Consider the following 25,119-nt stretch of genomic DNA (forward strand, 5'->3'; position numbering starts at 1 on the left):
GGCGGATCGTGAGCCTGACCCCCGATCCCGTTCCGAGCCCGACCGGCGCGCCCTACGATCCGACCTACGACCCGCTGACCAGCGTCACCCCGGGGACGGACCGCGCCTACGCGCCGACCTACTGGGTGGCCACCGCCGGCCCGCCGCCGGCGGATGACGGCCCGATCACGGGGGACGTCGACGCGGACGTGGTGATCGTCGGCTCGGGCTTCACCGGCTTGTCCTGCGCCCTCAGCCTCGCCCGGGACCACGGCATCAAGGCCACCGTGCTGGAGGCCAACCGGGTCGCCTGGGGCTGCAGCACCCGCAATGGCGGCCAGGGCCAGAACGCCTCGGGCCGGCTCAGCCGCTCGCAGTGGATCGCCCGCTACGGCCGCGAGACCGCGCTCCGGCTCCACGCCGAGATCCTGGAGGGCTTCGCGTATTTCACCGGCCTCGTGCGCGAATTCGACCCCGATCCCCAGCCCGGCGGCCACATCTACGTCGCCCATCGGCCCCGCACCTTCGCCAAGCTCTCGGCCGAGTCCGAGGTGGCCAACACGGTCTTCGGCTACCGCACCCGGATGCTCGGCGCGGACGAGCTGCGCCGCGACTGGATGGACGAGGCCGGGGCCGTCGGCGCGCTCCACGAGCCGCTGGGGATCGGCATCCATCCGGCCAAGTTCGCCTTCGGTTACCTCCGGGCCGCGCGGGCGGCCGGGGCCAAGGTCCATCCGGCCAGTCCGGTGCTCGGGATCGACCGCGACGGCGGCGGTTTCCGGGTGCGGACGCCCCACGGGACCGTGCGGGCCCGCGCGGTGGCGATCGCCACCGGCGGCTATACCAGCCAGGGGCTGCACCCGCGCCTGCGCAGCCGGATCATGCCGATCCTGTCGAATTCCCTGGTCACGCGGCCCCTGACCGCCGACGAGATCGCGGCGACGCTGCGCACCACCACCTTCGTCACCGACACGCGCACCCTGCGGTTCTACTATCGCCGGCTCCCCGACGGCCGGGTGCAGATCGGCAGCCGCAGCGCGATCACGGGGGCGGACGCGACCCATCCGCGCCATCTGCGCCTGCTGGTCGATGGCCTGCACCAGAAGTTCCCGGCCCTCGCGGGGATCGAGATCGACTATTCGTGGTGGGGCTGGGTCGATGTCAGCCACGACATGATGCCCCGCATCGTCCAGCCCGAACCGGGCGAGCCCCTGTTCTACGCCCTGGGCTACGGCGGCAACGGCGTCTCGTTCTCGGCCCAGGCCGGCCGCCGGCTCGCCGGGCTGGTGGCCGGGCGCAGGCCCGCGGGCCTGCCGATCTTCGAGGGCGCGCTGCCGGGCCACCCGTTCGCCCCGTTCCGGCGGATCGGGCAGCGGATGCTGTATCGCTGGTACCACCACCGCGACGAGGCGGCCTGAGCCGGCTACAGAACGGATTGAACGGGCCGCCCCGCGCATTCGGGGCGGCCTTTCTCGTACGGGGAACCCGGCGGGATCAGGCGGCCTGGGCCCGGTCGAAGTCCGGCGCCTCGATCTCGCCGACCCGGTGACAGGCGACGTAGTGGCCCGGGCCGGTCGCCAGCAGGGCGGGATCCTCGGCGCGGCAGCGCTCGACCGCGAACGGGCAGCGCGCAGCGAACCGGCAGCCGGCGGGCGGATCGATCGGGCTCGGCGGCTCGCCGCGCACGAGGTAGCGCGCCTTCAGGGCATCCCGCGCCGGACCGGCCGGCACCGCCGCCGAGATCAGCGACCAGCTGTAGGGATGGCGCGGGGCGGAGAAGAACGTCCGGGTCGGCGCCTGCTCGACGATGCGGCCGAGATACATCACCGCGACCTCGTCGCAGAGATGCTGCACGACGCCGAGGTCGTGCGAGATGAAGATGTAGGCGAGGCCGCGCTCCGCCTGGAGCTTGGCCAGGAGGTTGAGGATCTGCGCCTGGATCGCGACGTCGAGGGCCGAGACCGCCTCGTCGCAGACGATGATGTCGGGCTCGGTCGCCAGCGCCCGGGCGATGCACAGGCGCTGGCGCTGCCCGCCCGAGAACTGGTGCGGGAACAGGCTCCGGGCCTCGGCCGGCAGGCCCACCGCGGCGAACAGCGCGTCGAGCCGCGCCGCCGCCTGCCTGCGCGACAGGCCCTCCAGCAGCCGCAGCGGCTCGGCCACGAGGTCGCCGGCGCAGCGGCGGGGATCGAGCGACGCGAACGGGTCCTGGAAGACCATCTGGATGTGGCGCCGCGCCTGCCGGAGCCGGGCGCCCCGGAGGCCGATTATGTCCTCGCCGCGCAGGACCACCTGACCCGCGGCCGCCGGGACGAGGCGCATGATCCCCTGCGCCGTGGTGGACTTGCCCGAGCCGGATTCGCCGACGATGCCGAAGCTCGCGCCCCGCCGCACGACGAAGCTCACGCCGTCGACGGCGTGGACCCGCCCTCCGCCCGGGACCGGGAAATGGACCTTCAGGTCGTTGACCTGCAGGAGGTCGGCCCCGATCGGGGCCGATGCGGCGTCCGTCGTCATGCGGCGCGGTCCTCCGGGTGCCAGCAGGCCACCGCCCGGGCCGGGCCGGCCTCGGCCAGGGGCGGCTGGGGATTGTCCAGGCAGGTGGCGTCGGCCCGGCCGCACCGGTCCGCGAAGGCGCAGATCGCCGGCCGCCGGCCCAGCGGCGGGACGAGACCCGGGATCTCCCGCAGCATCCCCGCACCCGCATCGGCCGCCGCGCCGAGGCGCAGGTGCGGCGTGCAGCCCATCAGCCCCCGCGTGTAGGGATGCTGCGGCGCGCGCATGACCGACCGGGTGTCGCCCTGCTCGATGCAGCGCCCGGCGTAGAGCACCGCCACGGTGTCGGCGATGTCGGCCACCGCCCCGAGGTCGTGGGTGATCAGCACGATGGCGGTGCCCATCTCGTCCTGCAGGGCCTTCAGCAGGTCGAAGACCTGCGCCTGGACGGTGACGTCGAGGGCCGTGGTCGGCTCGTCGGCGATCAGGAGCTTGGGCCGGCAGGCCAGTGCCATGGCGATCATCACCCGCTGGCGCATGCCGCCGGAGAGTTCGTGCGGGTAGGCGTGCAGGCGCCGCTCGGCCGCCGGGATCTGCACGGCCCTGAGCATCGCCAGCGCCCGCTCCAGGGCGGCGCGGTGCCCGAGCCGCTGGTGCAGCCGCAGCGCCTCGGCGATCTGGTCGCCGACCGTGTAGACCGGGTTCAGGGCCGTCATCGGCTCCTGGAAGATCATCGACAGGGCGCTGCCGCGCAGGGCCCGCAGCCGGGCCGGCTTGGCGGCCGCGATGTCCTCCCCGGCGAGCCGGATGCGGCCGCCGGTGCGGGCGAAGCCCTCCGGCAGCAGGCCCATGATCGCCAGCGCGGTCATGCTCTTGCCGCAGCCGGATTCGCCGACCAGCGCGACGGTGCGGCCGGCCTCGACGGAGAAGCTGAGCCGCTCCAGGACCGGCACGCGGCCGCCCGGCCGCGTCAGGGTCACGGTCAGATCCTCGACGGCGAGTACGGGGGCCATCGCTCAGCTCCGCTTGCGCAGGCGCGGATTGACCGCGTCGTTGACCGCGTCGCCCACGAGGCTGACCCCGAGGACCGCGAGGAAGATCGCCGCGCCGGGCAGCAGCACGGTCCACCACGCCTCCAGGGCGTAGGCGCGGTTCTGCCCGATCATCAGCCCCCAGCTCATCACGTTGGGGTCGCCCAGGCCGAGGAAACTCAAGGCCCCCTCGAACAGCACGGCGGTGCCGATCGCCAGCGTCGCGGAGACCACGATCGGCGGCGCGGCGTTCGGCAGGATCACCCGTCCGATCAGGTAGAGCGGTCCGGCACCGGCCGCCCGGGCTGCCTTGACGAAGTCGAGGCCGCGCAGGCGCAGGAACTCGGCCCGGGTCAACCGGGCGGTCGGCGGCCACGACACGATGCCGATCGCGATCGTGGTGATGGCGATCTTCTGGCCGAACAGGGTGACCAGAACCATCGCGAACAGCAGGGTCGGCAGCACCTGGAAGAACTCGGTGACCTTCATCAGCGCCGCGTCGACCCGGCCGCCGAAGAAGCCCGCGAGCGCCCCGAAGGTCACGCCGATCACCACGGTGATGAGCGCCGCCGAGAACCCGACCAGCAGGGTCGCGCGGCCGCCCTGGAGCAGGGCCGCCAGGATATCCTGACCCAGGTAATCGGTGCCCAGCACCGGGTCGCCGCCGGGCGGCTGGAACGGGGCGCCGACGATCTCGAACGGGTCGACCCCGTAGAGGTGCGGGCCCGCCAGCGCGGCGAACAGCAGGCCGATCAGGATGGCCAGGCCCAGGAGCCCGCTCGGGTTGCGCAGGAACAGGCGCAAGGCGGCGAGGCCGGGATCCGCCGCCGGGCGCGGCATCGGTGGCGCGGTCTCGGATCGCACCGGCTGGGGCCGCACCGCCGGTTCGGCCGCGGCGAGGGCGCTCATGCCGGCCTCCCGGCGCGGATCCGCGGGTCGATCAGGCGGTAGAGGAGGTCGGTGACGAGGTTCGCGGCGATGACCAGCAGCGCCGAGCAGAACAGGATGCCGAGCAGCGTCGGGTAGTCGCGCCGCAGGATCGAGTCGAAAGTCAGCCGGCCGAGACCCGGCCACGCGAACACGGTCTCGACCAGGATCGCCCCCGCGAAGAGCTGCCCGAACTGGAGCCCGACCATGGTGACGAGGGGGATCAGCGCGTTGCGCAGCGCGTGCTTGCCGATCACGGTCCGCTCCGGCAGGCCCTTGGCCCGGGCGGTGCGGACGTAGTCGGCGTTGAGCGCGTCGATCATGCTGGCGCGCATCAGGCGGCTGTACTGCGCGACGTAGACGATGCCGAGGGTCAGCGCCGGCAGGACCAGGTGGCGGGCGACGTCCAGGGCGTAGGCGAGGCCGTGGCGTGGGGTGGCCACGTCCTCCATCCCGGCGACCGGGAGCACCGGCCACAGGGATGCGAACACGACCAGCAGCATCAGGCCGGTCCAGAACACCGGAGCGGCGTTGCCGGCGATCGCCACCAGGGAGACGGCGTGACTGACGAGGCCGTTCGGCCTGCGGGCACCCAGGATCCCGAGGCCGGCCCCGGCCAGCACCGCGAGGGCGAGGGAACTCAGAACCAGCAGCGCGGTGGCCGGCAGACGACCCAGGATCAGGCGCGAGACCGGCTCGTTGAAGTAGAACGAGTAGCCGAGATCCCCCCGCACCACCTTGCCGACATAGGTCGCGAGCTGCTCGGGGAGGCCGCGGTCGAGGCCGTAGCGGGTGCGGATCTCGGCCATGATCTCCGGCGAGGCGCCGCCCATCTCCCCGGCGATGACCTGCGCCGGATCGCCCGGCGCCGCCTGGATCAGCAGGAAGTTCAGCACCACCACGGCGAGCAGCAGGCCGGCGGCGTTCGCCGCCGTCGCGCCGAGCCTGCGCAGGCCCGTCATCGCTCGGCTCCGGCGGCGCCCTGCGCCCAGGCGACCTCGTCGAGGGGCGAGAGCGGCCCCCAGATCGACAGGGGCAGGTTCGTCAGGCGCTTGTCGTAGACCGCCTTGTAGGGGGTGAGGTTGATATAGGCGATCGGCGCCTCGGACACGACGATCTTCTGGAATTCGCTGTAGAGCGCCTTGCGCTTCTCCAGGTCGGTCTCGACCGCGGCGGCGTTCAGCAGCTCGTCGACCTTCGGATTCTTGTACTGCTGCGTGTTCGACCAGATGACGCCCTTGCGGATGTTGGTCGACAGGTAGGTCCGCGCCACGCCGATCACCGGGTCGCCCCAGTTGAAGACGTTGTCCATGGTCAGGTCGAAGTCGAAGTTGGAGACGCGCTGCGCCCAGGTCGGGAAGTCCGGCGCGGCCCGGACCTGAAGGGCGATGCCGATCCGCTTGAGGCCGGCCCGCAGGTACTCGGCGACGTTGCGCTGCTGGTCGTTGTCGTTGGGGATGTAGTCGATGGTGAGCGGGAACCGCGTGCCGTCCGGCCCCTTCTTCAGCCCGGCCTCGTCGAGCAGGGCGTCCGCCTTGGCGATGTCGAGCGTGTAGAGGTCGACGGCCGGCTCGTAGAACGGCGAGCCCGGCACGATCGGGCCGGTGGCGGGTTTCGCCACGCCGCCGAGCAGCTTGCCGGTGATGAAAGCGCGGTTGGCCGCCAGCGCGATGGCCCGACGGACGCGCACGTCGTCGAGGGGCTTCTTCCCGCAGTTGAAGGCCAGCCAGTTGATCGGGCCGATCCCCTCGAAGCCGCGATCCGTCACCGTCAGGGTCGGCGCCTTGGCGAGGCGCTCGATGTCCCGCACCGAGGAGAGGAACGGCAGCATGCCGATCTCGCGCCGCTCGGTGGCGATGACGAGGCTGTTCTGGTCCGGCAGGATCCGGTAGACGAGCCGCGCCAGCTTGGGCCGCCCGGGGATGAAGAACCGGTCGAACCGCTCGAGCTGGATCGACTCGCCCTGCTTGTACTCGACGAACTTGAACGGGCCCGATCCGACGGGCTTCAGGTTGGCCGGATGGGTCTTGATGTCCTGGCCGTCGCCGTAGACGTGCTTGGGCAGGATCGGCATCAGGCCGGGCGACATGGCCAGCAGCAGCGCCGGGTGCGGGCGCGCGAGCCGGATGATGACCGTGTGGGCGTCGGGGGTCTCGACCGTCGAGACCGGCTCCAGCATGGTCTGGAACGGATGGTTGGCTTTGATCACCCCGATCGAGAAGGCGACATCCTCTGCGGTGAGCGGGTGCCCGTCGTGGAAGACGGCGTCCTCTACGAGGTGGAGCGTCACGCTCAAGTTGTCGGGGGCGATAGTCCAGGATTTCGCCAGATAGGGTTGCGGGTTCCACTGATCGTCGTAGCGCAGCGGGCTCGCGAAGATCTGCGTCGAGACCATCCCGGTGGCGATGCCGGACTGCACGGCGCCGTTGAAGTGGCGCGGCACTTGGTTGGTGCCGATCACCAGCGGCGCGATCGCGTCGTCGGCCAGCGCCTTCGGCAGGTCGAGGATCGGGGCCGTCAGGGGCGCGGCGAGGACCGAGAGGCCGGCGCCGAGGAGCGTGCGTTTGGTCAGGCGCATCGGGTTCGGTCTCCGTGTGGGGTTTGCGGGGGTCGCAGCGCGGCGTCGAGGAGGCCGGCCAGCGCCGGGCCGGCTTCGGGATCGGTCGCCGCGATGCCGACGAGCTCGGCCCCGTCCGGCGCGGGCTCCGGCAGCGGCGACAGGCTCCAGCGGCGCCCGACCATCTGAAGCAGATGCGTCTCGGATCGGCCGGCCAGACCGAGGCGCCCCTTCAGCCGCAGGAGCGAGGCCGGCATGCCGGCGAGCGCGCGCTCGAGCCCGACGCGGTCGAACGCGCCCGCGCGCCGGTAGAGCAGGCGCTGGAAGGTCTCCTCGTGCGGGACCGCCTCGGCCCGCAGCCCGCTCGATCCCGGCCGGACCCGCTCCGGACCCGCGCCGCTGAGATCGAAGACCGCCGCGGGCAGCGCGGCCGCCACGGTCTCGACCACCGGGACGCCCGGCGCGAGGGCGGCGAGCGTGTCCCGGGCGGCCGCGCGGCCAGACGCGTCCACGAGGTCGCGCTTGTTGAGCACGAGGAGGTCGGCGGCGCGGATCTGGCGGGCGAGCGTGTCGCCCAGGCGCGGGTCGGCGGCGAGGCCGGGCAGGCGCTCGGCATCCGCCAGCACGACGACGCCGCGCAGGACGAGGCCTGGCTCCACCAGGGCGATCTCCGCGATGGCGCCCGGATCGCCGACGCCGCTCGCCTCGATGACGATGTGGTCGAAGGGCTCGGGCTCCGCGAGGACGCGCATCAGCGTGTCGAGGAAGCCGTCGGCGAGGCTGCAGCAGACGCAGCCATTGGTCAGCCGCAGGGTCTGGCCGTCATGGTCCCGGATCAGGCCCGCATCGACGTTGATCGCCCCGAAATCGTTGACCAGCACCGCGTAGCGGCCCTGCGAGCCGGCGAGCAGCCGGTTCAGCAGCGTCGTCTTGCCGGCTCCGAGGAAGCCGCCGACGACCGTGAGCGGGCAGCGCGTCGCGGGCGCGGGAAGCCCGCGCCTCATGCCGGCGGCACCGCGAAGACGCGGCCGCCGAGCACCGTGGCGTGGACCGGGACGTCCTTGAGCGCCTCCGGGGGCACTTCGTACGGGTCCGCGTCGAGCACGGCGAAGTCGGCGAACTTCCCGGCCTCGATGGAGCCGACGCAATGGTCCATCCGCAGGGTGTAGGCGGCCCCCAGCGTCACGGCGTGCAGGGCCTCGGCGACGCTCAGCCGCTCCTCGGGGCCGAGCAGGCGCCCCGACGACGTGGTCCGGTTGACGGCGCACCAGGCGGTGAACAGCGGCCCGAGCGGCGTCACCGGGGCGTCCGAATGGATCGCCAGCGGGATGCCGAGCCGCGCCGCGCTCCCGGCGGCGTCGATCCGGGCCGCCCGTTCCGGTCCCATCGTCAGGTCGTGATGGGCGTCGCCCCAGTAATAGAGGTGGTTCGAGAACAGGTTGAGGCACAGGCCCAGGGCCTTGACCCGCCGCAGCTGCGCCTCGGTCGCCATCTGGCAGTGCTGAAGGGTGTGCCGATGGTCGGGACGGGGATGGGCGATCTGCGCCTTCTCGACCGCGTCGAGGGCCGCCTCGGTGGCCTCGTTGCCGTTGGTGTGGATGTGAAGCTGGATGCCGGCGGCGTGGTAGACGCCGACGATCCGGTCGAGATCCTCGGGGGCGACGTACCAGAGGCCGTTCGGAGCGCCGTTGTGATAGCCCGGCGGCAGGAGCCGGGCGGTGAAGCCCTGGATCGACCCGTCGACGACGATCTTGACGATGCCGAAGCGGAGGCGATCGGTGTTGGCGGCGACGAGGCGGCCGATCTTGGCGACGCCGTCTTCCGGGGGACACGAGACCGAGGCCAGAGCCGGCACGATCCGCACCGGCAGGCCCTCGACGCAGGCGGCGCCGTAGACCGCCACGGTCGCGTCGGTGAGGTCGTTGTGCAGGTCGGCGATGGTGGTGATGCCCTGCAGCTGCGCGGCCGCACCGAACCGGGCCACGTCGGCGGCGTCGAGGGTCCCGCTCATCGGGTTGTAGCCGAGCCCCCGGAACAGGCGCAGCCGGGCGGCGATCCCCTGCAGTTCGCCGGACGGGGTGCCGTCCGGCAGCTTCGGCACGCCGTCGATGGCGGTGGTTTCATCGAAGCCCGCCATCTCCAGGAGCAGGCTGTTGACGTTGGTGATGTGCAGGCTGGCGTGGTGGACCATCACCGGCCGGGTGGTCGAGACCCGGTCGAGGTCGTGCCGGGTCAGGCGCGCGCCGCCGAGATGCAGCGGATCGAAGCCCCAGCCGTAGAGCAGCTGGTCCGGATCGGCGATGGACCGGTCCGCCTCCGAGAGCCGGTCCACGACGGAGCCGATGTCGTGCAGGCCCGGCACGCGGCGCCCGTCCGGGCTGCGGCGGTCGCCGGCGCCGACATAGGTCTGGCGCCAGAGGGTGCCCTCCATCACGTGGGCGTGCCCCTCGACGAAGCCGGGGAGGATGACCTTGTCGGCGAAGCGGCGGTCCGGAACCGCGTCGAGCCCGTCGAACTCGGCCTGCGTCCCGACCATCAGCACGCGCCCGTCTTGCACGGCGATATGCGTCGCGTCCGGCCGCGACGGGTTCATCGTGATGACCCGCCGGGCCTCGAAGAGGGTGATCTCGCTCGGCATGGCTGTCCTCGGCACGGCGCCCAGGATGTCGGCCGTTCGCCCGGGCCGCTAGCGCCAGACGTCGGGGATGAAGGGAGCCAGGGCGCGGCGGTGCCACTTCAGAGCTTCGGCCTGAGCGGCGATGCGGGGCTGCCGGAGACGACGTGGCCGGTGCGGGCGTCTTCGGCAACAGGTGGCAGTAGGCGTCAGCGTGGCTTAGCTGTCCTCTGCTCGCGTCAGGACCCGCTCCGGCGTTCCACCGGCGACACCGCGCGCGTCGCGATCAGACGCCTCGGCTCAAGCCCTCCGGCAGCCTTGATCGCTCTCCCGGCGACCCATCATACGGTCGCGTTCCCGAGATGGTCCGATACGGTCGAGACGAACGCACGAAGACGCCGAAGACGCCGTAGATCCCGGTGGTATCCCACCCAGATATCTCGCGCTGGCGGTTGCGTCGGCAGGTCCAGCCTGCGGATACCCGGGATCTGCGTGCCGACGACGCGGGGCAGGACCGCGATGCCGACGCCTTGCCTGCACATGCGCCCTTGGACGTTGCGGTTGTTCGAGCGCAGGACCGGTCTTGCGTTGGGGAAAGTCTCGATGAGCCACGCGATGTCCGGGAAGTGACCCGTCGATGTCTCGTGGGTGATCAGCCGGAAACCCGTGCCATCGCCGTATCTGGGGTCATGTGATTCCTCGGCGATGTAGACGCCGTACTCGAGCCTGAAGAGTCGCCGCTGGACCACATCGGCGGTGTTGAACGGCACGATACGGAAAGCGAGGTCGGCCTCCCGCTGGGCGAGGTTGAACAGGCGCGTGCCGGTCAGGATCTCGACGTCGACATGGGGGTAGGCCCTCGAGAAGTCCGCCAGGATGGGAGGCAGAACATAGGCCCCGAACCAGTCCGCCGATGAGATGCGGAGACTGCCCTTGAGGTTCTGCTCCTGCCCTGCGAGCCGGCGCTCCATGGCCAGCGCGCCTTCTTCCATCTGCTCCGCCAGCGCGATGATCCCGTGACCCTCTTCGGTCAGAACGAGACCGTCCGCAGTCCGCTGGAAGAGCGTGTGACCGATCGCCTGCTCAAGCGCGCGCAGACGCCGGCCGACGGTGGGATGGCTTGTCTGAAGAGACCGCGCGGCGCCGCCGAGCGTGCCGGATCGCGCGATAGCGAGAAAGATTCTGACGTCACTCCATTCCATCGCGGCACCCACACAAAACTGAACGCTAGGAATACAGTTCTGTCACTTCAAGAACGATTCTGACCATCTAGGTTGCTGCCGATATCTGAGGGCGCGGGTCTCAGCCCGATGATCGCTCAACAGCCTGCGTCCGATCCCGCGCACGGCCCTCGTCCGAACGGCAGGAGATAGATCATGCAGATCGGGTTCATCGGTCTCGGCAGTATGGGTTCAGCCATGGCCCTGAACTTGGTGAAGGCAGGCCATGAGGTGCGGGCCTGGAACCGTAGCAGGATCGTCCAGGATCGCGTTCCCGGAATAACGCTGGTCCCGGTCGCGGCTGATGCATTCCAGGCTGACGCAGTCTTCACGATGCTGTCCGACGATCCTGCCATTCGAGAAGTCATCCTCGATGCCGGTCTGCTCGCAAAGGCGCGTCCAGGGCTGACCCATGTCATCACATCGACGATCTCGGTCGCTCTCGCGCGAGAGCTGGAGGTGCTGCACGAGAAGGTTGCCCTCGGCTATGTGTCCGCGCCCGTGCTCGGGCGGCCGAACGTAGCGGCGAGCGGCCAGCTCAACATCCTGGCAGCCGGGAAGGCCGATGCGGTTGCCGCGATCGAGCCGTTGCTCGCTTCGATCGGCAAGAGAGTCTGGAAGTTGGGGGAGGATCCGGCGCGCGCGAACGCCGCCAAGATCGCCTGCAACATGATGATCGCCATGGCGATCGAGGCGATGGCTGAGGGTGTCGTGCTGACCGAGAGCGTGGGCTTGGACCGCGCGGACTTCTTCGAGCTCATCCTGGGCACCCTTTTCTCGGGCCGTGCCTACGAGAGCTACAGCGCGCAGATCACGGACCGATCGTTCGAGCCCGGCTTCAAAGCCAAGCTCGCGCTCAAGGACATGCGCCTGGCGGTCGAGGCCGGCAACCAGATCGGACGCACGCTCCCGATGCTTGAGGCTGTCCGAGAAGGACTCGCCAACGCTGTCTCAGCGGGCCTCGGCGAGAAGGACTGGTCGATCATGGCCGACATGACGGTTCGTAACATCGCGACCGCCACCGATTCCGGCGAGCGCTGAGCGCCGGCCGCGAGCTCTGTCCGAACTTCAACATCGTGTGGAATGCGATCATGATCGCGACTTTGAAGGGATTTACCCAGCAGTCGATGCCGGTGAATGGCATCAAGATCAACGCCGTCACAGGGGGCTCAGGCCCGCCGATCCTTCTGCTTCACGGCTGGCCGGAAACATGGTGGGAATGGCACCATGTGATGCCGCTGCTGGCCGAGCGTTTCAGCGTGGTGGCCATGGACCTGCGCGGCGCGGGCTTTTCCGACTGCCCGCTCGGCGGCTACGACAAGGCGACGATGGCGCGCGACGCGCACGAAGTCATGGTCGCCCTCGGACACGAACGCTATGCCGTGTGCGGACACGACATCGGCGGCATGGTGGCGTTGCCGCAGGCGGCCCTTCATCGAAGGGCTGTCACGCATCTCGCCGTCCTCGACGTGCCGCTTCCCGGCTGGACCGAGTGGGAGGCGACGACCGCGAGGCTCTGGCATTTCAGCTTCCATGTGAACCGGGATCTGCCCGAGCGTCTGATCCATGGCCGCGAATATGACTATGTATCGGCCTTCATGGCTGAGCGGTTCTACGACCACAGCACCTTCAATCCGGCGGACATCGAGATCTACGCGAAAGCGATGGCGCTTCCTGGCCGCACCCGCGGCGGCATGGAATGGTATCGCACCCTCGCCGCCGACCATGCGGCCGCGCTCGAGTACAAGAAGCAGCCGCTCGAAATACCGGTGCTGGGTCTCGGCGGCGATCAGCGTTTCGGTGCGGAGATGGTGCCGATGCTCAAGGAATTCGCGATCAACGTGACCGGCGGCTCGATTGCGCGGTGCAGCCATTATGTCGCGGATGAGCGGCCGAACGAAGTCGCGGCCGCTCTGATCGATTTCCTCGAGGCCGATTGAGGTTCTGCTCCCGCGCCCGTGTCGCCAGGGCGAATCGCGGTTGATCAATCAAGAAGGGAACACTGTCATGACGGCACCTGTCACGCGCGGGGTCAATCATATCGGCATCACGGTGCCCGACATCGAAGCGGCAAAGTCGTTTCTGGTGGAAGCTCTCGGCGCCCGAGTGATCTACCAGTCCTTCGGACCGCAGGATCCACCGCGGCAGGGGCCCGAGTTCGAGCGGGCCGTCGGCGCATACCCAGGAACGGTCGTGCGCGGGCAGGCGATGGTCAAGATCGGAACCGGACCCGATATCGAGCTCTTCGAAATGCACGGCCCCGAGCAAGCCCAGCCGGTCCGAGCGAGCGACTTCGGCATCACGCACTTCGGTCTCTACACCGACGACATCGACGCCTCGGTCGAGCGCTTCGAGAGAGCCGGTGGGACCCCTCTCACCGCGCCACGCGTCATTCCCTATGCAACCGAGAAAGGTCCGGGAAACAAGGTCTGCTACTGCCGTATGCCCTGGGGCACGACGGTAGAATTCATCACCACGCCGGACCGCATGGCCTATCATGACCAAACTGATCTGCGCCGATGGCAAGACGAGGAGTGAGTAGGAGAGAAGGCGGCTCGCATCAGCAGCGGCTTCCACGATCGTCGGTGTCGTTGAAGCGACGCGCGCATCGATCCTGGGGGGCGCCCGGGCGCGACGGCCTGTGCGTAGAGCCACGGCCTGCGGATCTGCGCTGTGAACGCCGTGGGCGCCGGCCGGCCATTCTCACCCTGCGGCAGCCCGCTACCGGTGAGCACCGCCGCTGTGATCTGGTGGGCGGCTCGTGTGACGGTCACGGCAGACAACGGCTCAGCGCGAGAGCCGTTAGCCCGGCTCCAAGCTCGAAGCCTCCATCCTGCTCGCCCCCTCCCGGCCCTCTGCGCTCAGTCGGCACGGCGAGGCTGAGACTGCATCAGGCCTCAATGTCGGCCATCGAGGCCGCGATGATCCGCCTGTTGCCGAGCCTGCCCGCCGCTTGCTCGAAAGGACCGGTTCATGTGCAAGTGGTGCAGGCGGATACGGGCCGAACTGCAATTTATGCGGATCATGTAAGTTGATGCTCTCACTCCGTTGCGAAGATATGGTCGCGTGATAGATCGACGCTCGCATCATTCGAAGAAACGATCTCAGAAAATTGGCCTATAGCTTCGTGATCGCTGCGACTCCGGCGCCAAGGTGCCGGCTGTCGAAGAAGCATGACGCGATGACAGGAGACGACTGCGAAGCCATGATGCCTGATCTCTGCAATGGTCCGCGCTCGGCCCGTGCCCGAGCGCTGCGCGGCGCTTCCGTGCTGTCGCTCACGCTGCTGGCGGCGGGCTGCATGGCGACCGATCGTGATGTTGGGGCGATCGCGCGCGTCGCGCCGGTGCACCCGAGCTTCCTCGCCATGTACGCGGCGAAGCCCGCCGAACGCTTCCCGCTGCCGGCGACCGACATCAGCGCGGTCGATCCGCGCTACTTCCGCCAGGAGGTCGCATACCCGCGCAGCGAGCCGCCGGGTACCGTGGTCGTCGATCCGGGCAACAAGTTTCTCTACCTCGTACGCGAGAACGGCAGGGCCCTGCGTTACGGGGTGGGTGTCGGCAAGGCCGGTCTCGCGTGGAACGGGACCGCCGAGATCAAGCGCAAAGCGGAATGGCCGCGCTGGACGCCGACCGCCGACATGATCCGGCGCGAGCCCGAGCGGAACGGCCCTTGGCGCAACGGCATGGCGCCGGGCCTGACGAACCCGCTCGGCCCGCGCGCGCTCTACCTGTTCGACGGCGATCGGGACACCCTCTACCGCATTCACGGCACGACCGAGCCGCAAACCATCGGCACGAACGTCTCGTCCGGTTGCATCCGGATGTTTAACCAGGACATCATCAACCTCTACGAGCGCGTGCCCGTGAATACGAAGGTCGTGGTGCTGCGGCCCGACGCGCACGTCGAGCCGCTAGAGGCCTTCGCGACAGCGCGCGAAGAAGAGGGGCCTGGACATCTCAGTGCCGTTCCGAAGCCTTGATGATGCAGGGATACATTACGTATCCGAAAGCCGTCATTCTTGAGGAGGAAGGTTCGCTCTTGCACCGATCCTCCTTCGTGAGCGCCCGCCACACCGATCGTCCCGTCGACTGCTCGCTTCCCCGATACACCTCGGCATCTCCGCTCCTGAGCGAAGCGCGTCGGACCACAGCTGGCCGGGTGGGTCGTTCTCTGCCCGTCCGCTCCGGCTCGGCGGTGAGCCGTGAGCGGACACACGATGGTTCCGTCAACCGCTCGTGCCCTCGCGAGGGATCCGGCGATGCTGTTGAGACCATCGCCGGCCTCGGTGACGGCTCGGCGGCGCGATCAGAGGATTTGCATGCTGCTGCGCTCCCGGGTCACGGGATCGTCCGGCTCACAGCGGCCGCCAAGATGCGCAGCCAGGAACGCCTCGGCCTGGGCATAGAAGCTGAGAGTGTTCTCCGGCCGCTCGAACCCGTGTCCCTCGTCGGGGAACAGCAGATAGCTGACAGGGATGCCCTTGCTGCGCAGGGCCGCGACCATCTGGTCGCTCTCTGCCCGCTTCACCCGCGGATCGTTGGCGCCCTGCGCGATCATGAGCGGCCGGCGAATGCGGTCCGCCTGATGAAGCGGCGAGCGATCTCGCAGGCGTGCCAGGCCCTCGGCGGTGTCCGGGTCACCGATCATCCGCTTCAACTGATGGCGGCCCGCCTCCCAGTAAGGAGGAATCGTCTCTAGTAAGGTCTCCAAGTTCGACGGTCCGACGATGTCGACACCGCAGGCGTAGAGATCCGGGTTTCGGGTGAGCCCGACGAGGGTAGCGTAGCCGCCGTAGGACGCGCCGTAGATGGCGATCCGGCTCGGATCGATGGGCAGGTTATCCTTGGCCCAAGTCACGGCCTCGATGAGGTCGTCGTCCATCCGCCGCCCCCACTCACCCTCGGCGGCGTTGACGAACGCCTTCCCGAATCCGGCAGAGCCGCGGAAGTTGACGCTGAGCGCAGCGTAACCGCGATTGGCAAGCCATTGATGCTCCCGGTTGCAACCGAACTCGTCACGGGCCGTGGGGCCGCCGTGGACGACGAGCACGAGCGGAACGCGCTCACTCGGGCCCGCGCGTTCCGGCAGGGTCGCGTACGAGATCAAGTTCAGCCCGTCCCGGGTCGGGATCGTGTGCGGCTCCATCGGACGGAGACCTGCCGCTGCCAGCTCCGGCGAGCTTGGCGGCAGCCGCGTGAGCGTGCGGTTCGGCCGGTCGAACACGAAGACCTCGCCCGGGGAGACGTCGGAATAGGTCCCGACGAGCCAGATGTCGTCGGCCTCGGTGCGACCGACCACGACGGGGTTCTCGAGGCCTTGATCTGCCAGCCACGCGAAATCGCCGGCGCGCGGATCGACCGTATGGAACTCGCGAACGAGGTAGGAGACGCCGTAGCCCAGGATCTCCTGCGTCTCGGCGTCGGTGAAGGTCTCGGTGATGTCGGCCCGCGGGTCGCTCGCAATCAGGGTCCGCTCACCCGTGGCGAGGGTGATCGCGCTGAGCGCGGCGGTGTCGCGACCGCGGCTGTCGGCCATGTAGAGGATCGACCCATCGGCGCTCAGGTGGAGCGGGAACGTGGTGCGTGCATCCTCGCGGGGGATGGTCTGCCACGGCTGCCAGTCCTCGGGCGCGGGTGGCCCCTCGGCGCGTGCATTGCGCAGCAGGTGCATCTCGCCGTTCGGGTGCAGGGCGACCGCGAGGGTCGGCCGGAACGCCGCGTCGACCATGATGTCGGCAAAGCCGGGATTGTCAGCGAGCTTGCGCCGCTCGCCTGTTGCCGGGTTGATCGCGTATAGATCGTGAAACCGCGGATCCCGGTCGTTGAGATAGACCATGATCATGTCGCGGATCTTGCGACTCACACCGCCGAGGTTCGCCTTCACATCGGGTTCGGGCGTCAGGTTGCGCACGCTCCCGTCGGCGATGTTCAGCGCGTAGAGGCGGGTGTTTTCGTCGCCGTCAGTGTCCTGGCCGTAGACAAGATGCGTCGCACCCATCGTCCAGCAGTAGGCGGTGACGCCGCGGCCCTGATCGAAGGTCAGCTGCCGAGCGCGGTCGGGAGTCGCGCGCGGCGCGATGAAAATGTTCATCACCCCATTGGCGGGTGCGACCCAGGTCAACCACTCGCCGTCCGGGCTGATTTGCCGAAAGGCACGCTCGGGATTTCCGAACAGGATGCGCCGTGGGATCAGATCGCCTTGCATTTGAGAGCCTTCGATGGAGGAAGAGGGATTTGTTCTCGACCGGTAAATAGAGATCTACTGTACGCTGAGGTGAGGATAATCGTGTGGCGATTGTGGCGCGGCCTGTCGGTGCGATTTGTTTCATTGGGTGATGGTTTAAATTCTCGCACCGAATTCGGTCGACGCGAGTAGTCAGATAAACTGGGCGCCGTTGCGAGGCCGTAAAATCGTTGATTCACCATGCGATCGCCATCAGGCCGGCGCGGAAGCAACGTCGAGGGATAGGAGACGTCTTCCTGGGCGGAGAAGCGAACGACACGGCCGCGGCTGCTCGCAGGCCCGTTTCAAGCCAGCTGAATGGCGGGATCGGGCCGCATCGAAAACAGCCGATCGAGCTCCATCGGCAGGATCCTGGGAATCGGAGAACCGGACCGCTCATGCGTCGTGAGCAGCGGCCGGCTTGTGCTGCACGTCACCGCAATCCCTGGAAGAGCGCCTACAATCCTACACAGTTCGGCAGGCCAGCGTAAATTCGGATCGGCTAGATGCCAGCTGAAAGGCAGAAGGTGTTGGGCCGTGAAGAACCTGCTCGCAGCCGCCATATTGCTCGGATCGACGGTCGGCGCGACGGCGGTCGAGTCATATGGGGACTATCGTGACTACTTCGATACGAAGTCTGTGACTGTGAAGCGCGCGCCGAGCAGAGGTTTCAAGAAGACGGCTCCTGTCGACATCGCCGCTGACCTGAGCGCCGTGCGACGCCCCACCAAGGGCAACCGCGGCGAGATGTACCGCTACGACCATGGGTCCAGGCTGATCGCCGATATGAGGCCTCGCAACTGGGACGGTGGGTATGTTCCCGTGCAGCCGCGCAGTTGGTCGCCGGACGGCTTCTGGGGGCCGACCGACTACTCACACGAGGGTCGCGAAATGAACCAGCACTCATACCAGGTTCGGGGACGGCGCGACCGCGCCTGGTGATGCCGCACCCTCGAGGGTGCGATAGACGCTGCGGCGTGAGATCTTGGGCGCGCGGGCGATGGCGGTTGGCCGCGCCCGCGCCGCTCGACGGCCGCGGATCTCCTCCTGGAGCGTGGATCACGGCCGGCCCCTGATCGGCAGGGGGCGGTCGGCAGCGGGAGGACCGCTCAGGGTGGATTTCTGTCGGTCCGCTTCTGCGCGACACGGGCGCCGAAGCGGACATCTCCCTGACGATCCAACCCGGTCAGCGGCGGGTAGTCAGGTTTGTCAGCCAGTCTGGTGAGGCGTCGACCGGGATAGTCTCCGCAGACTTGTCGTAGCCCGTGGCGGTCATCGGGCCGATGGCCACGACGACAGCGCGAGGCCGGCGGGGAGGGCGCCGAGCAGGTGGGGTCCGCGGCGACGGGCGGCTCAGTTCGAAGCCTGGGTGACGGCGCGGTCGACGTTCACGCGCTCGGTCCAGTCCTTGGCCTCGGACTGACCCTTGAGGTCGATCAACCGGGCGCCGCTGACGTCGACGTTCTTGAAGTCCGCGCCCGTCACCGTAGCGCCGGTCAGGTTGGCGCCCGACAAATCCGAGCCTATCAGCACCACGTCGGTGAGGTCGGCGTCCTTCAGGTTGGCATACTCGAGGCGCGACCGGCCGAGGTCGGCTCCCTTGAGGTTCGCGCCCGCCAGGTTCACCGATGTGAACACCGCCCGCATCAGGCCCATGGACTGGTTCTTGATGTCGGCTCCGCCCTTGAGGTCGACCAGCGTCGCGCCGCTCATGTTGGCGCCCTTGAAGTCGCCGATGGGCATGGAGCGGCTGAGGTCGGCGCCGCTGAGGTCGGCGTCCCGCGCCGTGATGCCGAACATCTTCGCGTCCGCGAGCTTGGCGCCGGCCAGGTCGGCCTTCAGGAACCACGCCTGTTCGAGGTTTGCCCCGCTGAGGTCGGCGCCGCGCAGGTTGGCCCTGTTCAGGCGCGCCGTCCGCAGGTTGGCGCCCCGCAGGTTCAGCCCGGAAAGGTCGAGGCCGGACAGGGACTTGTCGTGCAGATCGACGGGCTTGCCGTCCGCGCCCTCGATCAGCGCCTCGACGTCGGCGCGACTCATGTCGGCCTTGGTCATGGCGGGCGAGGACATGTCCGCCCCGAGCAGGAGGTCCTGTTCGGCCGCGGCGGGGCCGGCGGCGACGGCAGCGAGCGTGAGGCTGAGGGCGAGGCGGCGCATCGGTTCACTCCCGGCGGGTGCCGCACATGGCGGGCGCCCTTATCGTGTTCGGTGTGGTCGGATGCTATGCCGACCCGCTGCGCCCGGTCGGTGACCCAGGTCACACAAGTCCGGCGCGGCGGGAGAAGAACGCGACGCTAGCCGGACGATCAGCCCGTCGTCATGGCCGGGGGGGACGACGCCAGCCATGACGGATGCTCAGAAGGTCGAGCGTTGGATCGACCGGTTCCCGCTTCTTCGGGCGCTCAGCCCGGCGCACCTCCAGATCGCCCGGGGAACCGTGCACTTCCCGGTGCTGGACGCGGGCGCCATCGCCTACGAACTGGATGGCGCGTGCGCCAACTACCTGATGTGCCTGGAGGGTCGCACGCGCATCTTCCGCATGTCGGAGGGCGGGCGCGAGGTGCTGATCTACAAGGTCGGTCCCGGCGGCACGTGTGCCCTGACCACGCAGTGCCTGCTGTCCGGCGGCACGTTCCCGGCGCAGAGCGTGGCCGAGGAGAGGACCGAGTTGGCGGCGCTGCCGGTGAGCACGTTCCAGCACCTGATGGGCGAGAGCGCCGCTTTCCGCAGCTTCGTCATGGACGATTACACGCGGCTGATGTCCGGCCTGTTCACGCTGATCGATGAGGTCGCTTTCGCACCGCTGAAGCAGCGCCTCGTGCAGCGGCTCCTGGCCGAGTCCGAGCCGCGGGGTATCGCCGCGGTAACCCATCAGAAGCTTGCCGACGATGTCGGCAGCGTGCGGGAGGTGGTGAGCCGGATCCTGGCGCAGTGGGCTGAGGCGGGCCTCATCGAGCTTCGCCGGGGCGCGGTCGAGATCGTCGACCGCGCCAGCCTGGCGGCCGCCGGCCGCCGATGACCTGCGCGGTCACGGAAGGCGGTGTCGGCAGGTATGTCTAGGGCGAGGTCGCGGCTGTCAGCGCGATGGCCAGCACCAGGCGTTGCAACATCGAAAGGTCATGCCGTCTGTCTTCGCGCAGGATCGGCTCCGACCTCCTGGCGCTCGCACGTCCGCTGATCGGATTTCTGCGGTTCCGGGGCGCCGCTTCAGTCCCTCACGCGGGCGATGACCGCGACCGGGCCGCCACCGTCCGGCCCCTGATGCTCGGCGCCGCCGGAGACGAACAGGTCCGTCCGGCCGATTGCGGCGGCGGCCACCCCGCCGACCAGGGCGCGGGCGTGCCGGGTGGCGTTGATGTCGCTGTCGTCGTTCATGATGTGGCGCCGTCCCCGGATCAGGCCGTCATGGGAAGGCTCGGCCTTGACGAGCAGGGCGATCACGCGCTCCGACTCCTGACGCGACAACGGCCCCGCTTCCGGGAAGCCGAGGTCGCTGAGGACCCCCAGTATCGCGGGCAGGTCGATACCGTCGTCCATGACCCGGTGGGCGATGGCGAGCGGGCCGGTCCAGCCTGGGGCGTTTCCGAGCACGATGATCTCGTTGCGCATCAGCTCGATCCCCGCCGAGGCACTGGCGCGGCCGGAAAAGAGATCGCGCCGGGTGCCGATGGCGGGATCCGTGAGCTGTTCGCGATCGACCTCCCCGAGGGCGACGGCGATGCCGAGCGCCGAGGCGCCCCGGGACAGGCCCATCGAGGCGTAGGTGTCGTGCGTGGCGACGCCGTGGCCCCGGGCGGCCGCGTCGGCGATCCGGGCGCTCGTCAGAAGCGGGCACTTCACCTGCACGAGATGCACGTCGGCGGGATCGGTGAGCCCCGCCTCTGCCATGGCCCGGCCGACCGCCGCCGCGGTCGCCTCGACCTGCGACATCCGGCCGATCTCCTCCGGCCGGAACGCGTGGGTGAAGGCCGTGCCGATGGCGAGCGCCTTCCGCTCCGGCGCCGCGGGTCCTTCACGCCGGGCGAGGATGAGGAAATGCGGCGACAGCCCGCCTTCGGTGCCGCCGGACATGACGAGGGCGATCCGGGCTCCGGCCTCCGCCGGCGTGCAGCCGAGTGCGGTGGCGAGCGCGGTCTCCAGAGCCATCACCGCGAGTTGCCGGGTGAAGTCATTCACGCAGCCATTGCCCTCGGTCTTGCCGAAGATCGCGACGATCTCGGGCGCACCCACCGTCCCGGAGGTGACGAGGTCCATCACCCCGGAAACGTCGGCGGGATGCTGCGCGGGCACGCGGAAGACGAGGCATTCGGGCATGAGGAACCAGGCGCAAAGAGGAGTGCGGCCCCGCTAGGCACGAACCGGACCAGCGTCGGAGAATCCGGGGAGCGCCGCTAGGCGTTCCTCTCGGCTGCGGACGATCCGGCACCGCCCCGACGGGACGACATGGCTGGCGGAGCTCCGGTCCCGGCCTCGCCGCGGAGGCACGCCGCCGAGCGCCACGGGGTCGTGAGACGGTGACGGAGTCGTCCGGCACGCGCCTGGTCCCCAGCGTAAGCGCCCGAGCCGGGACCGGCGGGGGTCCGGGGACGCGCCGATCCTGCCGTGACTCTCCGGGGCTGCGGTTCCGGGCCGAGCCGCGGCATCGGCTTCCCCCGGTCCCACCGCTTGACATGGGCGTCACTTAGGTCTGTTATTTCTGTCATGACAGAAATAACAGATGCAACGCGTCCCCTGCCCGCCGCGGTCGAGCGCTTCGTACTGCACTGGGGTGACCTGGGCGGCCAGTGGGGCGTGAACCGCTCCGTCGCGCAGATCCACGCGCTCCTCTACCTCTCCGAGCGTCCTCTCACCGCCGAGGACATCGCCGGCCTGCTCGGCATCGCGCGCTCGAACGTCTCGAACTCGCTGCGCGAGCTGCTCGGCTGGAACCTGATCCGCCGCGTGCCGGTGATGGGCGAGCGCCGCGACCACTTCGTCGCCGAGACCGACCTCTGGGAGATGGTCACGCGCATCGCCGCCGGCCGCAAGGAGCGGGAGATCGATCCCGCCCTCGCGGCCCTGCGCGCCTGCGTCGCCGAGGCGAACGCGGACCCGGCCCTCGGGGCGGTCGCCAAGCGGCGCCTGCAAGCGATGCTCGACTTCACCGAGTCGATGGAGCGCTGGTACGGCCAGATGCTCAACGTGCCCCGCGGGACGCTGGCCAAGCTGATCCGGATGGGCGCCCGGATCGTGAAGTTCCTGCCGGCCAAGACCGAGTGACGGTCCGAGGATCGCGCTCAGAGAGCCCGAACGATCGAGGAATCAGGTGACCGCGATGGGAAGCGTCCGTCGAGCCGATGCTGGGCCGTCCCGCGAGACCCGCACCGCGCCGTCGTTCGACGGGCCGGGCGACCTCCTCGACCTGCGCTTCCGGACGCTGATCCCGGAACGCGCGTGGGCGAGCCTGTCGCCGGCGGTGCGCCGACGCTTCGGCAAGCGCCTGGCGCAGGGGGCGAGCGCGGTCTATGTCGGCCACGTCGTCGCGATGCGCGTCAGCCGCGTCGGCTGGCTCGTCGCGCAGGCGACGCGCCTCGTCGGCGCCCCGCTCCCCCTGGAGCGCGGGACCGGCCGTGCCGGCGTCGTCACCGTCACCGAGGATCCGGACGGGGGCGGTCAGATCTGGACGCGGCTGTACGCGCGCGCCTCCGGCTTCCCGCAGGTGATCCACTCGGCCAAGCGCTTCGCTGGCCCCACCGGCCTGGAGGAGCACGTCGGCGCCGGCGTCGGTATGACCCTGACCGTCGCGGTCGCGGACGGGGCGCTGGTGTTTCGCAGCCACCGCTACTTCATCGACTGCCTCGGGCTCCGCCTGCACCTGCCGGGCTGGCTCACCCCCGGTGCGATCACCGTCACGCATGCCGATGCTGCCCCGGACGCGCCAGCGGACGCCTTCCGCTTCATCCTCGACATCGTCCATCCCTGGTTCGGGCGGTTGATCCGCCAGGAAGCGATCTTCCAGGACGCTGAGCCGGCAGCGCAGGAGGGCGGGGCGTGAGCACGATCCTGATCTTCGGCGGCTATGGCGGCTTCGGTGCGCGCCTGTCGCGCCGGCTCGCGGCCGCCGGGCACGCGGTCGTCGTCGCCGGCCGGCGCCTCGCGCGCGCCGAGGCGTTCTGCGCTGCCCATCCGCCGTGCCGACCCCTCCAGGCCGACCGCGGCGGGGCGGTCGCGCCCGTGCTGGAGCGCGTCCGTCCCGACCTCGTGATCGACGCGGCCGGCCCGTTCCAGGGCAGCGGCTACGAGCTGCCCCGGGCCTGCATCGCCGCGGCGATCCCTTATCTCGATCTCGCGGACGGCCGCGCGTTCGTGGCCGGCATCGGCGAGCTGGACGACGCCGCGCGAGCGGCCGGCGTCGCGATCCTGGCCGGCGCGTCGAGCGTCCCGGCCCTGTCCGGTGCCGCCGCGCGGCGCTTGGCCCAGGGGATGGACGCGGTCAGCGCCGTCGAGATCGCCATCAGCGCCTCAAACCGCGCGACCGCCGGAACGTCGGTCGCCGCGGCCATCCTGAGCTACGTGGGCAGGCCGATCCGGCTCTGGCGCGGGCAGCGCTGGTCGGTGGCCATCGGCTGGCAGGAGTTGCGGCGCGAACGCTTCGCCCTGTCTGACGGCTCCTCCCTCGGCCGCCGCTGGCTGGCGCTGGCAGACGTCCCGGACCTCGAACTCCTGCCCGGTCGGCTTCCTGGCCGGCCGGCGGTCAGCTTCAGGGCCGGGACCGATCGCGCGCTGCAGGTGATCGGCCTCTGGTGTGCGAGCTGGCCGGTGCGCTGGCGCTGGATCCCCTCCTTGCAGACGCTCGCGGGCGGTCTCCTCCTGGCGCAGCAGCTGACCGCCCGCCGGGGCTCGGATCGGTCCGGCATGGTCGTCCGGATGTTCGGCTCGGCCGATGGGCGCCGCGTCGAGCGGTGCTGGACGCTCCTCGCGGCCGACGGTCACGGCCCGGAGATCCCCGTGCTGCCGGCGGCGATCCTCGCCGAGCGGATCCTGGCCGGCTCGATCGCCCCCGGCGCGCGCGACGCCGGGACCCTGCTCGATCTGACGGATTTCGAGCCGAGCTTCGCGGGCCTGTCGATCCGTCACGACGTGCGGGAGTCGGTCCAGGCCGATGCGCTCTACGCGACCGTCATGGGGCCGCGCTTCGCCAAGCTCGCCCCGCGCGTCGCGGCCCTGCACGGCGTCCTGCGCGAGGCAGGGGCGCATGGTCGCGCCGTCGTGACGCGCGGCCGTCACCCGATCGCGCGAGCCCTCGCCGCGCTGCTCGGGTTTCCGGCCACGGGCGAACATGCCGTCCACGTCGGCTTCAGCGAGAGGCACGGAGTGGAACGCTGGACGCGGACGTTCTCCGGTCGCCGGTTCGCGAGCGCGTTCTTCGAAGAGCGCGGCTGCGTGGTCGAACGGTTCGGCCCGTTCCGCTTCCGGTTCCACCTCGCGAGCGACGGCGATGGGCTGCGCATGGTGCTGCGCGGCTGGTCGGTTGCCCGCCTGCCGCTTCCGCTGGCCTTCGCACCCCGCGCCTCCGCCCGCGAGTGGGAAGAGGCCGAGCTGTTCCACTTCGACGTATCGATCGTCCTGCCACTCGTCGGGCTGATGGTCCACTACGCGGGGTGGTTGGCCACCGACAGCCGCGCGGGCGAGCGTTCCGGCTTCGCGGCATGAGCCGACACGCGTTCCATCCCGGAGACTGCGGGCGGCCCGCGGTGCGCGCGGGAGGAGCTCTCGGGAGCTCCGGGTGCCGACGCTCTGCCGCGGGCTCGAGCTGTCCGGGCGCCATCGGGATCACGCCGTCTCGGACGCGGACCTCCGAGGGACGTCGGACCTGATCGCGATCCCGAGATCGCGCGCCCGTATCATCCAAGCATCATCGCGGCGGATCGGCCCCGCGCCTAGATCAAGGGTCGCCGCGATGGTGCGCTCGAGTGTGTCAGATCCGATCGACGTCCCCAGCTGCCAGAATTCCAGGTTACAACCGTAACCGAATGATCTTCCGAATGACACGAAATAGATCGATTGCCGAATCTAATATGCATCTCGGAC

Annotated in this window: 21 protein-coding genes; 10 read left to right on the forward strand and 11 right to left on the reverse strand. The window is 69.7% G+C overall.

Annotated features, from left to right (window positions below):
* Positions 1-8: 8 nt before the first annotated feature.
* Positions 9-1,397 carry an NAD(P)/FAD-dependent oxidoreductase gene (locus ME121_RS07860; RefSeq protein ID WP_012321671.1) on the forward strand — a complete coding sequence of 463 codons (1,389 nt, stop codon included), beginning with the start codon at positions 9-11 and terminating at the stop codon, positions 1,395-1,397.
* 76 nt (positions 1,398-1,473) lie between these two features.
* On the opposite strand, the gene ME121_RS07865 is transcribed toward ME121_RS07860, so the two are convergent.
* The 8 genes from ME121_RS07865 to ME121_RS07900 all read right to left on the reverse strand — a co-directional run bounded on the left by ME121_RS07865 (position 1,474) and on the right by ME121_RS07900 (position 10,806).
* Positions 1,474-2,496: an ABC transporter ATP-binding protein gene (locus ME121_RS07865; RefSeq protein WP_012321672.1), complete on the reverse strand. Its 1,023-nt coding sequence runs from the start codon at positions 2,494-2,496 to the stop codon at positions 1,474-1,476.
* Entirely contained in the window at positions 2,493-3,488 is a 996-nt protein-coding gene (locus ME121_RS07870; RefSeq protein WP_059408625.1) for an ABC transporter ATP-binding protein, read from the reverse strand. Before ME121_RS07870 ends, ME121_RS07865 begins: the two co-directional genes overlap by 4 nt.
* A 3-nt stretch (positions 3,489-3,491) precedes the next feature.
* Positions 3,492-4,415, reverse strand: a complete 924-nt coding sequence (locus tag ME121_RS07875) for an ABC transporter permease (protein WP_012321674.1) — start codon at positions 4,413-4,415, stop codon at positions 3,492-3,494.
* On the reverse strand, positions 4,412-5,395 hold the full coding sequence (locus ME121_RS07880; protein WP_012321675.1) for an ABC transporter permease: 984 nt from the start codon (positions 5,393-5,395) through the stop codon (positions 4,412-4,414). Before ME121_RS07880 ends, ME121_RS07875 begins: the two co-directional genes overlap by 4 nt.
* On the reverse strand, positions 5,392-7,011 hold the full coding sequence (locus ME121_RS07885) for an ABC transporter substrate-binding protein (protein ID WP_012321676.1): 1,620 nt from the start codon (positions 7,009-7,011) through the stop codon (positions 5,392-5,394). Before ME121_RS07885 ends, ME121_RS07880 begins: the two co-directional genes overlap by 4 nt.
* Positions 7,002-7,994 (reverse strand): CobW family GTP-binding protein, encoded by a 993-nt coding sequence (locus tag ME121_RS07890; RefSeq protein ID WP_059408626.1) that lies wholly within the window; start codon positions 7,992-7,994, stop codon positions 7,002-7,004. The genes ME121_RS07885 and ME121_RS07890 overlap by 10 nt, the downstream gene beginning before the upstream one ends.
* Positions 7,991-9,628 (reverse strand): amidohydrolase, encoded by a 1,638-nt coding sequence (locus ME121_RS07895; RefSeq protein ID WP_012321678.1) that lies wholly within the window; start codon positions 9,626-9,628, stop codon positions 7,991-7,993. The genes ME121_RS07890 and ME121_RS07895 overlap by 4 nt, the downstream gene beginning before the upstream one ends.
* 317 nt (positions 9,629-9,945) lie before the next feature.
* Positions 9,946-10,806 (reverse strand): LysR family transcriptional regulator, encoded by an 861-nt coding sequence (locus tag ME121_RS07900; protein ID WP_024828591.1) that lies wholly within the window; start codon positions 10,804-10,806, stop codon positions 9,946-9,948.
* Positions 10,807-10,980: 174 nt separating this feature from the next.
* Here ME121_RS07900 and ME121_RS07905 point away from each other — a divergent pair, with 174 nt between their 5' ends.
* The 4 genes from ME121_RS07905 (at position 10,981) to ME121_RS07920 (ending at position 14,809) form a co-directional block, all read left to right on the forward strand.
* The gene (locus ME121_RS07905; protein WP_012321680.1) at positions 10,981-11,865 is read left to right on the forward strand and encodes an NAD(P)-dependent oxidoreductase; all 885 of its coding nucleotides are present in this window, start codon (positions 10,981-10,983) and stop codon (positions 11,863-11,865) included.
* Positions 11,866-11,915: 50 nt separating this feature from the next.
* Complete coding sequence (locus ME121_RS07910; protein WP_012321681.1) at positions 11,916-12,764, forward strand: alpha/beta fold hydrolase; 849 nt, start codon at positions 11,916-11,918, stop codon at positions 12,762-12,764.
* A 67-nt stretch (positions 12,765-12,831) separates the two neighbouring features.
* Complete coding sequence (locus tag ME121_RS07915; protein ID WP_012321682.1) at positions 12,832-13,362, forward strand: VOC family protein; 531 nt, start codon at positions 12,832-12,834, stop codon at positions 13,360-13,362.
* 763 nt (positions 13,363-14,125) lie between these two features.
* Positions 14,126-14,809: a L,D-transpeptidase gene (locus ME121_RS07920; RefSeq protein WP_408902624.1), complete on the forward strand. Its 684-nt coding sequence runs from the start codon at positions 14,126-14,128 to the stop codon at positions 14,807-14,809.
* A 326-nt stretch (positions 14,810-15,135) separates the two neighbouring features.
* On the opposite strand, the gene ME121_RS07925 is transcribed toward ME121_RS07920, so the two are convergent.
* Positions 15,136-17,034 carry a S9 family peptidase gene (locus ME121_RS07925; RefSeq protein WP_029359901.1) on the reverse strand — a complete coding sequence of 633 codons (1,899 nt, stop codon included), beginning with the start codon at positions 17,032-17,034 and terminating at the stop codon, positions 15,136-15,138.
* Between the two features lie 555 nt (positions 17,035-17,589).
* On the opposite strand from ME121_RS07925, the gene ME121_RS07930 reads away from it, so the two are divergent.
* Positions 17,590-17,994, forward strand: a complete 405-nt coding sequence (locus ME121_RS07930; RefSeq protein WP_059408627.1) for a hypothetical protein — start codon at positions 17,590-17,592, stop codon at positions 17,992-17,994.
* 411 nt (positions 17,995-18,405) lie between these two features.
* Here the strand turns inward: ME121_RS07930 and ME121_RS07935 are convergent, their stop codons facing one another.
* Entirely contained in the window at positions 18,406-19,206 is an 801-nt protein-coding gene (locus ME121_RS07935; RefSeq protein WP_059408628.1) for a pentapeptide repeat-containing protein, read from the reverse strand.
* Between the two features lie 187 nt (positions 19,207-19,393).
* On the opposite strand from ME121_RS07935, the gene ME121_RS07940 reads away from it, so the two are divergent.
* Positions 19,394-20,068, forward strand: a complete 675-nt coding sequence (locus ME121_RS07940) for a Crp/Fnr family transcriptional regulator (protein WP_024828587.1) — start codon at positions 19,394-19,396, stop codon at positions 20,066-20,068.
* A gap of 188 nt (positions 20,069-20,256) precedes the next feature.
* On the opposite strand, the gene atzD is transcribed toward ME121_RS07940, so the two are convergent.
* The gene (gene atzD, locus ME121_RS07945; protein ID WP_059408629.1) at positions 20,257-21,363 is read right to left on the reverse strand and encodes a cyanuric acid amidohydrolase; all 1,107 of its coding nucleotides are present in this window, start codon (positions 21,361-21,363) and stop codon (positions 20,257-20,259) included.
* 387 nt (positions 21,364-21,750) lie between these two features.
* On the opposite strand from atzD, the gene ME121_RS07950 reads away from it, so the two are divergent.
* From ME121_RS07950 to ME121_RS07960, 3 genes are read left to right on the forward strand one after another with little or no spacing between them, the layout of a single operon-like run.
* Positions 21,751-22,308 carry a GbsR/MarR family transcriptional regulator gene (locus ME121_RS07950; RefSeq protein WP_012321689.1) on the forward strand — a complete coding sequence of 186 codons (558 nt, stop codon included), beginning with the start codon at positions 21,751-21,753 and terminating at the stop codon, positions 22,306-22,308.
* Positions 22,309-22,363: 55 nt separating this feature from the next.
* A complete protein-coding gene (locus ME121_RS07955) occupies positions 22,364-23,083 on the forward strand; it encodes a DUF4166 domain-containing protein (RefSeq protein ID WP_058606340.1) in 720 nt (239 codons plus the stop codon).
* Positions 23,080-24,741, forward strand: coding sequence for a saccharopine dehydrogenase family protein (locus tag ME121_RS07960; protein ID WP_012321691.1), 1,662 nt, complete (start codon positions 23,080-23,082; stop codon positions 24,739-24,741). Before ME121_RS07955 ends, ME121_RS07960 begins: the two co-directional genes overlap by 4 nt.
* Positions 24,742-25,119: the final 378 nt, after the last annotated feature.

Source organism: Methylobacterium sp. ME121 (assembly GCF_000974725.1).
GTDB lineage: Bacteria > Pseudomonadota > Alphaproteobacteria > Rhizobiales > Beijerinckiaceae > Methylobacterium > Methylobacterium radiotolerans.

What these genes read in the sequence shown, in the direction of transcription:
- ME121_RS07870 (WP_059408625.1), bottom strand. Translation starts at nt 3,488, where the DNA reads ATGGCCCCCGTACTCGCCGTCGAGGATCTGACCGTGACCCTGACGCGG.
- ME121_RS07915 (WP_012321682.1), top strand. Translation starts at nt 12,832, where the DNA reads ATGACGGCACCTGTCACGCGCGGGGTCAATCATATCGGCATCACGGTG.
- ME121_RS07935 (WP_059408628.1), bottom strand. Translation starts at nt 19,206, where the DNA reads ATGCGCCGCCTCGCCCTCAGCCTCACGCTCGCTGCCGTCGCCGCCGGC.
- ME121_RS07890 (WP_059408626.1), bottom strand. Translation starts at nt 7,994, where the DNA reads ATGAGGCGCGGGCTTCCCGCGCCCGCGACGCGCTGCCCGCTCACGGTC.
- ME121_RS07905 (WP_012321680.1), top strand. Translation starts at nt 10,981, where the DNA reads ATGCAGATCGGGTTCATCGGTCTCGGCAGTATGGGTTCAGCCATGGCC.
- ME121_RS07865 (WP_012321672.1), bottom strand. Translation starts at nt 2,496, where the DNA reads ATGACGACGGACGCCGCATCGGCCCCGATCGGGGCCGACCTCCTGCAG.
- ME121_RS07895 (WP_012321678.1), bottom strand. Translation starts at nt 9,628, where the DNA reads ATGCCGAGCGAGATCACCCTCTTCGAGGCCCGGCGGGTCATCACGATG.
- ME121_RS07880 (WP_012321675.1), bottom strand. Translation starts at nt 5,395, where the DNA reads ATGACGGGCCTGCGCAGGCTCGGCGCGACGGCGGCGAACGCCGCCGGC.
- ME121_RS07875 (WP_012321674.1), bottom strand. Translation starts at nt 4,415, where the DNA reads ATGAGCGCCCTCGCCGCGGCCGAACCGGCGGTGCGGCCCCAGCCGGTG.
- ME121_RS07925 (WP_029359901.1), bottom strand. Translation starts at nt 17,034, where the DNA reads ATGCAAGGCGATCTGATCCCACGGCGCATCCTGTTCGGAAATCCCGAG.
- ME121_RS07910 (WP_012321681.1), top strand. Translation starts at nt 11,916, where the DNA reads ATGATCGCGACTTTGAAGGGATTTACCCAGCAGTCGATGCCGGTGAAT.
- ME121_RS07950 (WP_012321689.1), top strand. Translation starts at nt 21,751, where the DNA reads ATGACAGAAATAACAGATGCAACGCGTCCCCTGCCCGCCGCGGTCGAG.
- ME121_RS07940 (WP_024828587.1), top strand. Translation starts at nt 19,394, where the DNA reads ATGACGGATGCTCAGAAGGTCGAGCGTTGGATCGACCGGTTCCCGCTT.
- ME121_RS07955 (WP_058606340.1), top strand. Translation starts at nt 22,364, where the DNA reads ATGGGAAGCGTCCGTCGAGCCGATGCTGGGCCGTCCCGCGAGACCCGC.
- ME121_RS07920 (WP_408902624.1), top strand. Translation starts at nt 14,126, where the DNA reads ATGGCGACCGATCGTGATGTTGGGGCGATCGCGCGCGTCGCGCCGGTG.
- atzD (WP_059408629.1), bottom strand. Translation starts at nt 21,363, where the DNA reads ATGCCCGAATGCCTCGTCTTCCGCGTGCCCGCGCAGCATCCCGCCGAC.
- ME121_RS07900 (WP_024828591.1), bottom strand. Translation starts at nt 10,806, where the DNA reads ATGGAATGGAGTGACGTCAGAATCTTTCTCGCTATCGCGCGATCCGGC.
- ME121_RS07885 (WP_012321676.1), bottom strand. Translation starts at nt 7,011, where the DNA reads ATGCGCCTGACCAAACGCACGCTCCTCGGCGCCGGCCTCTCGGTCCTC.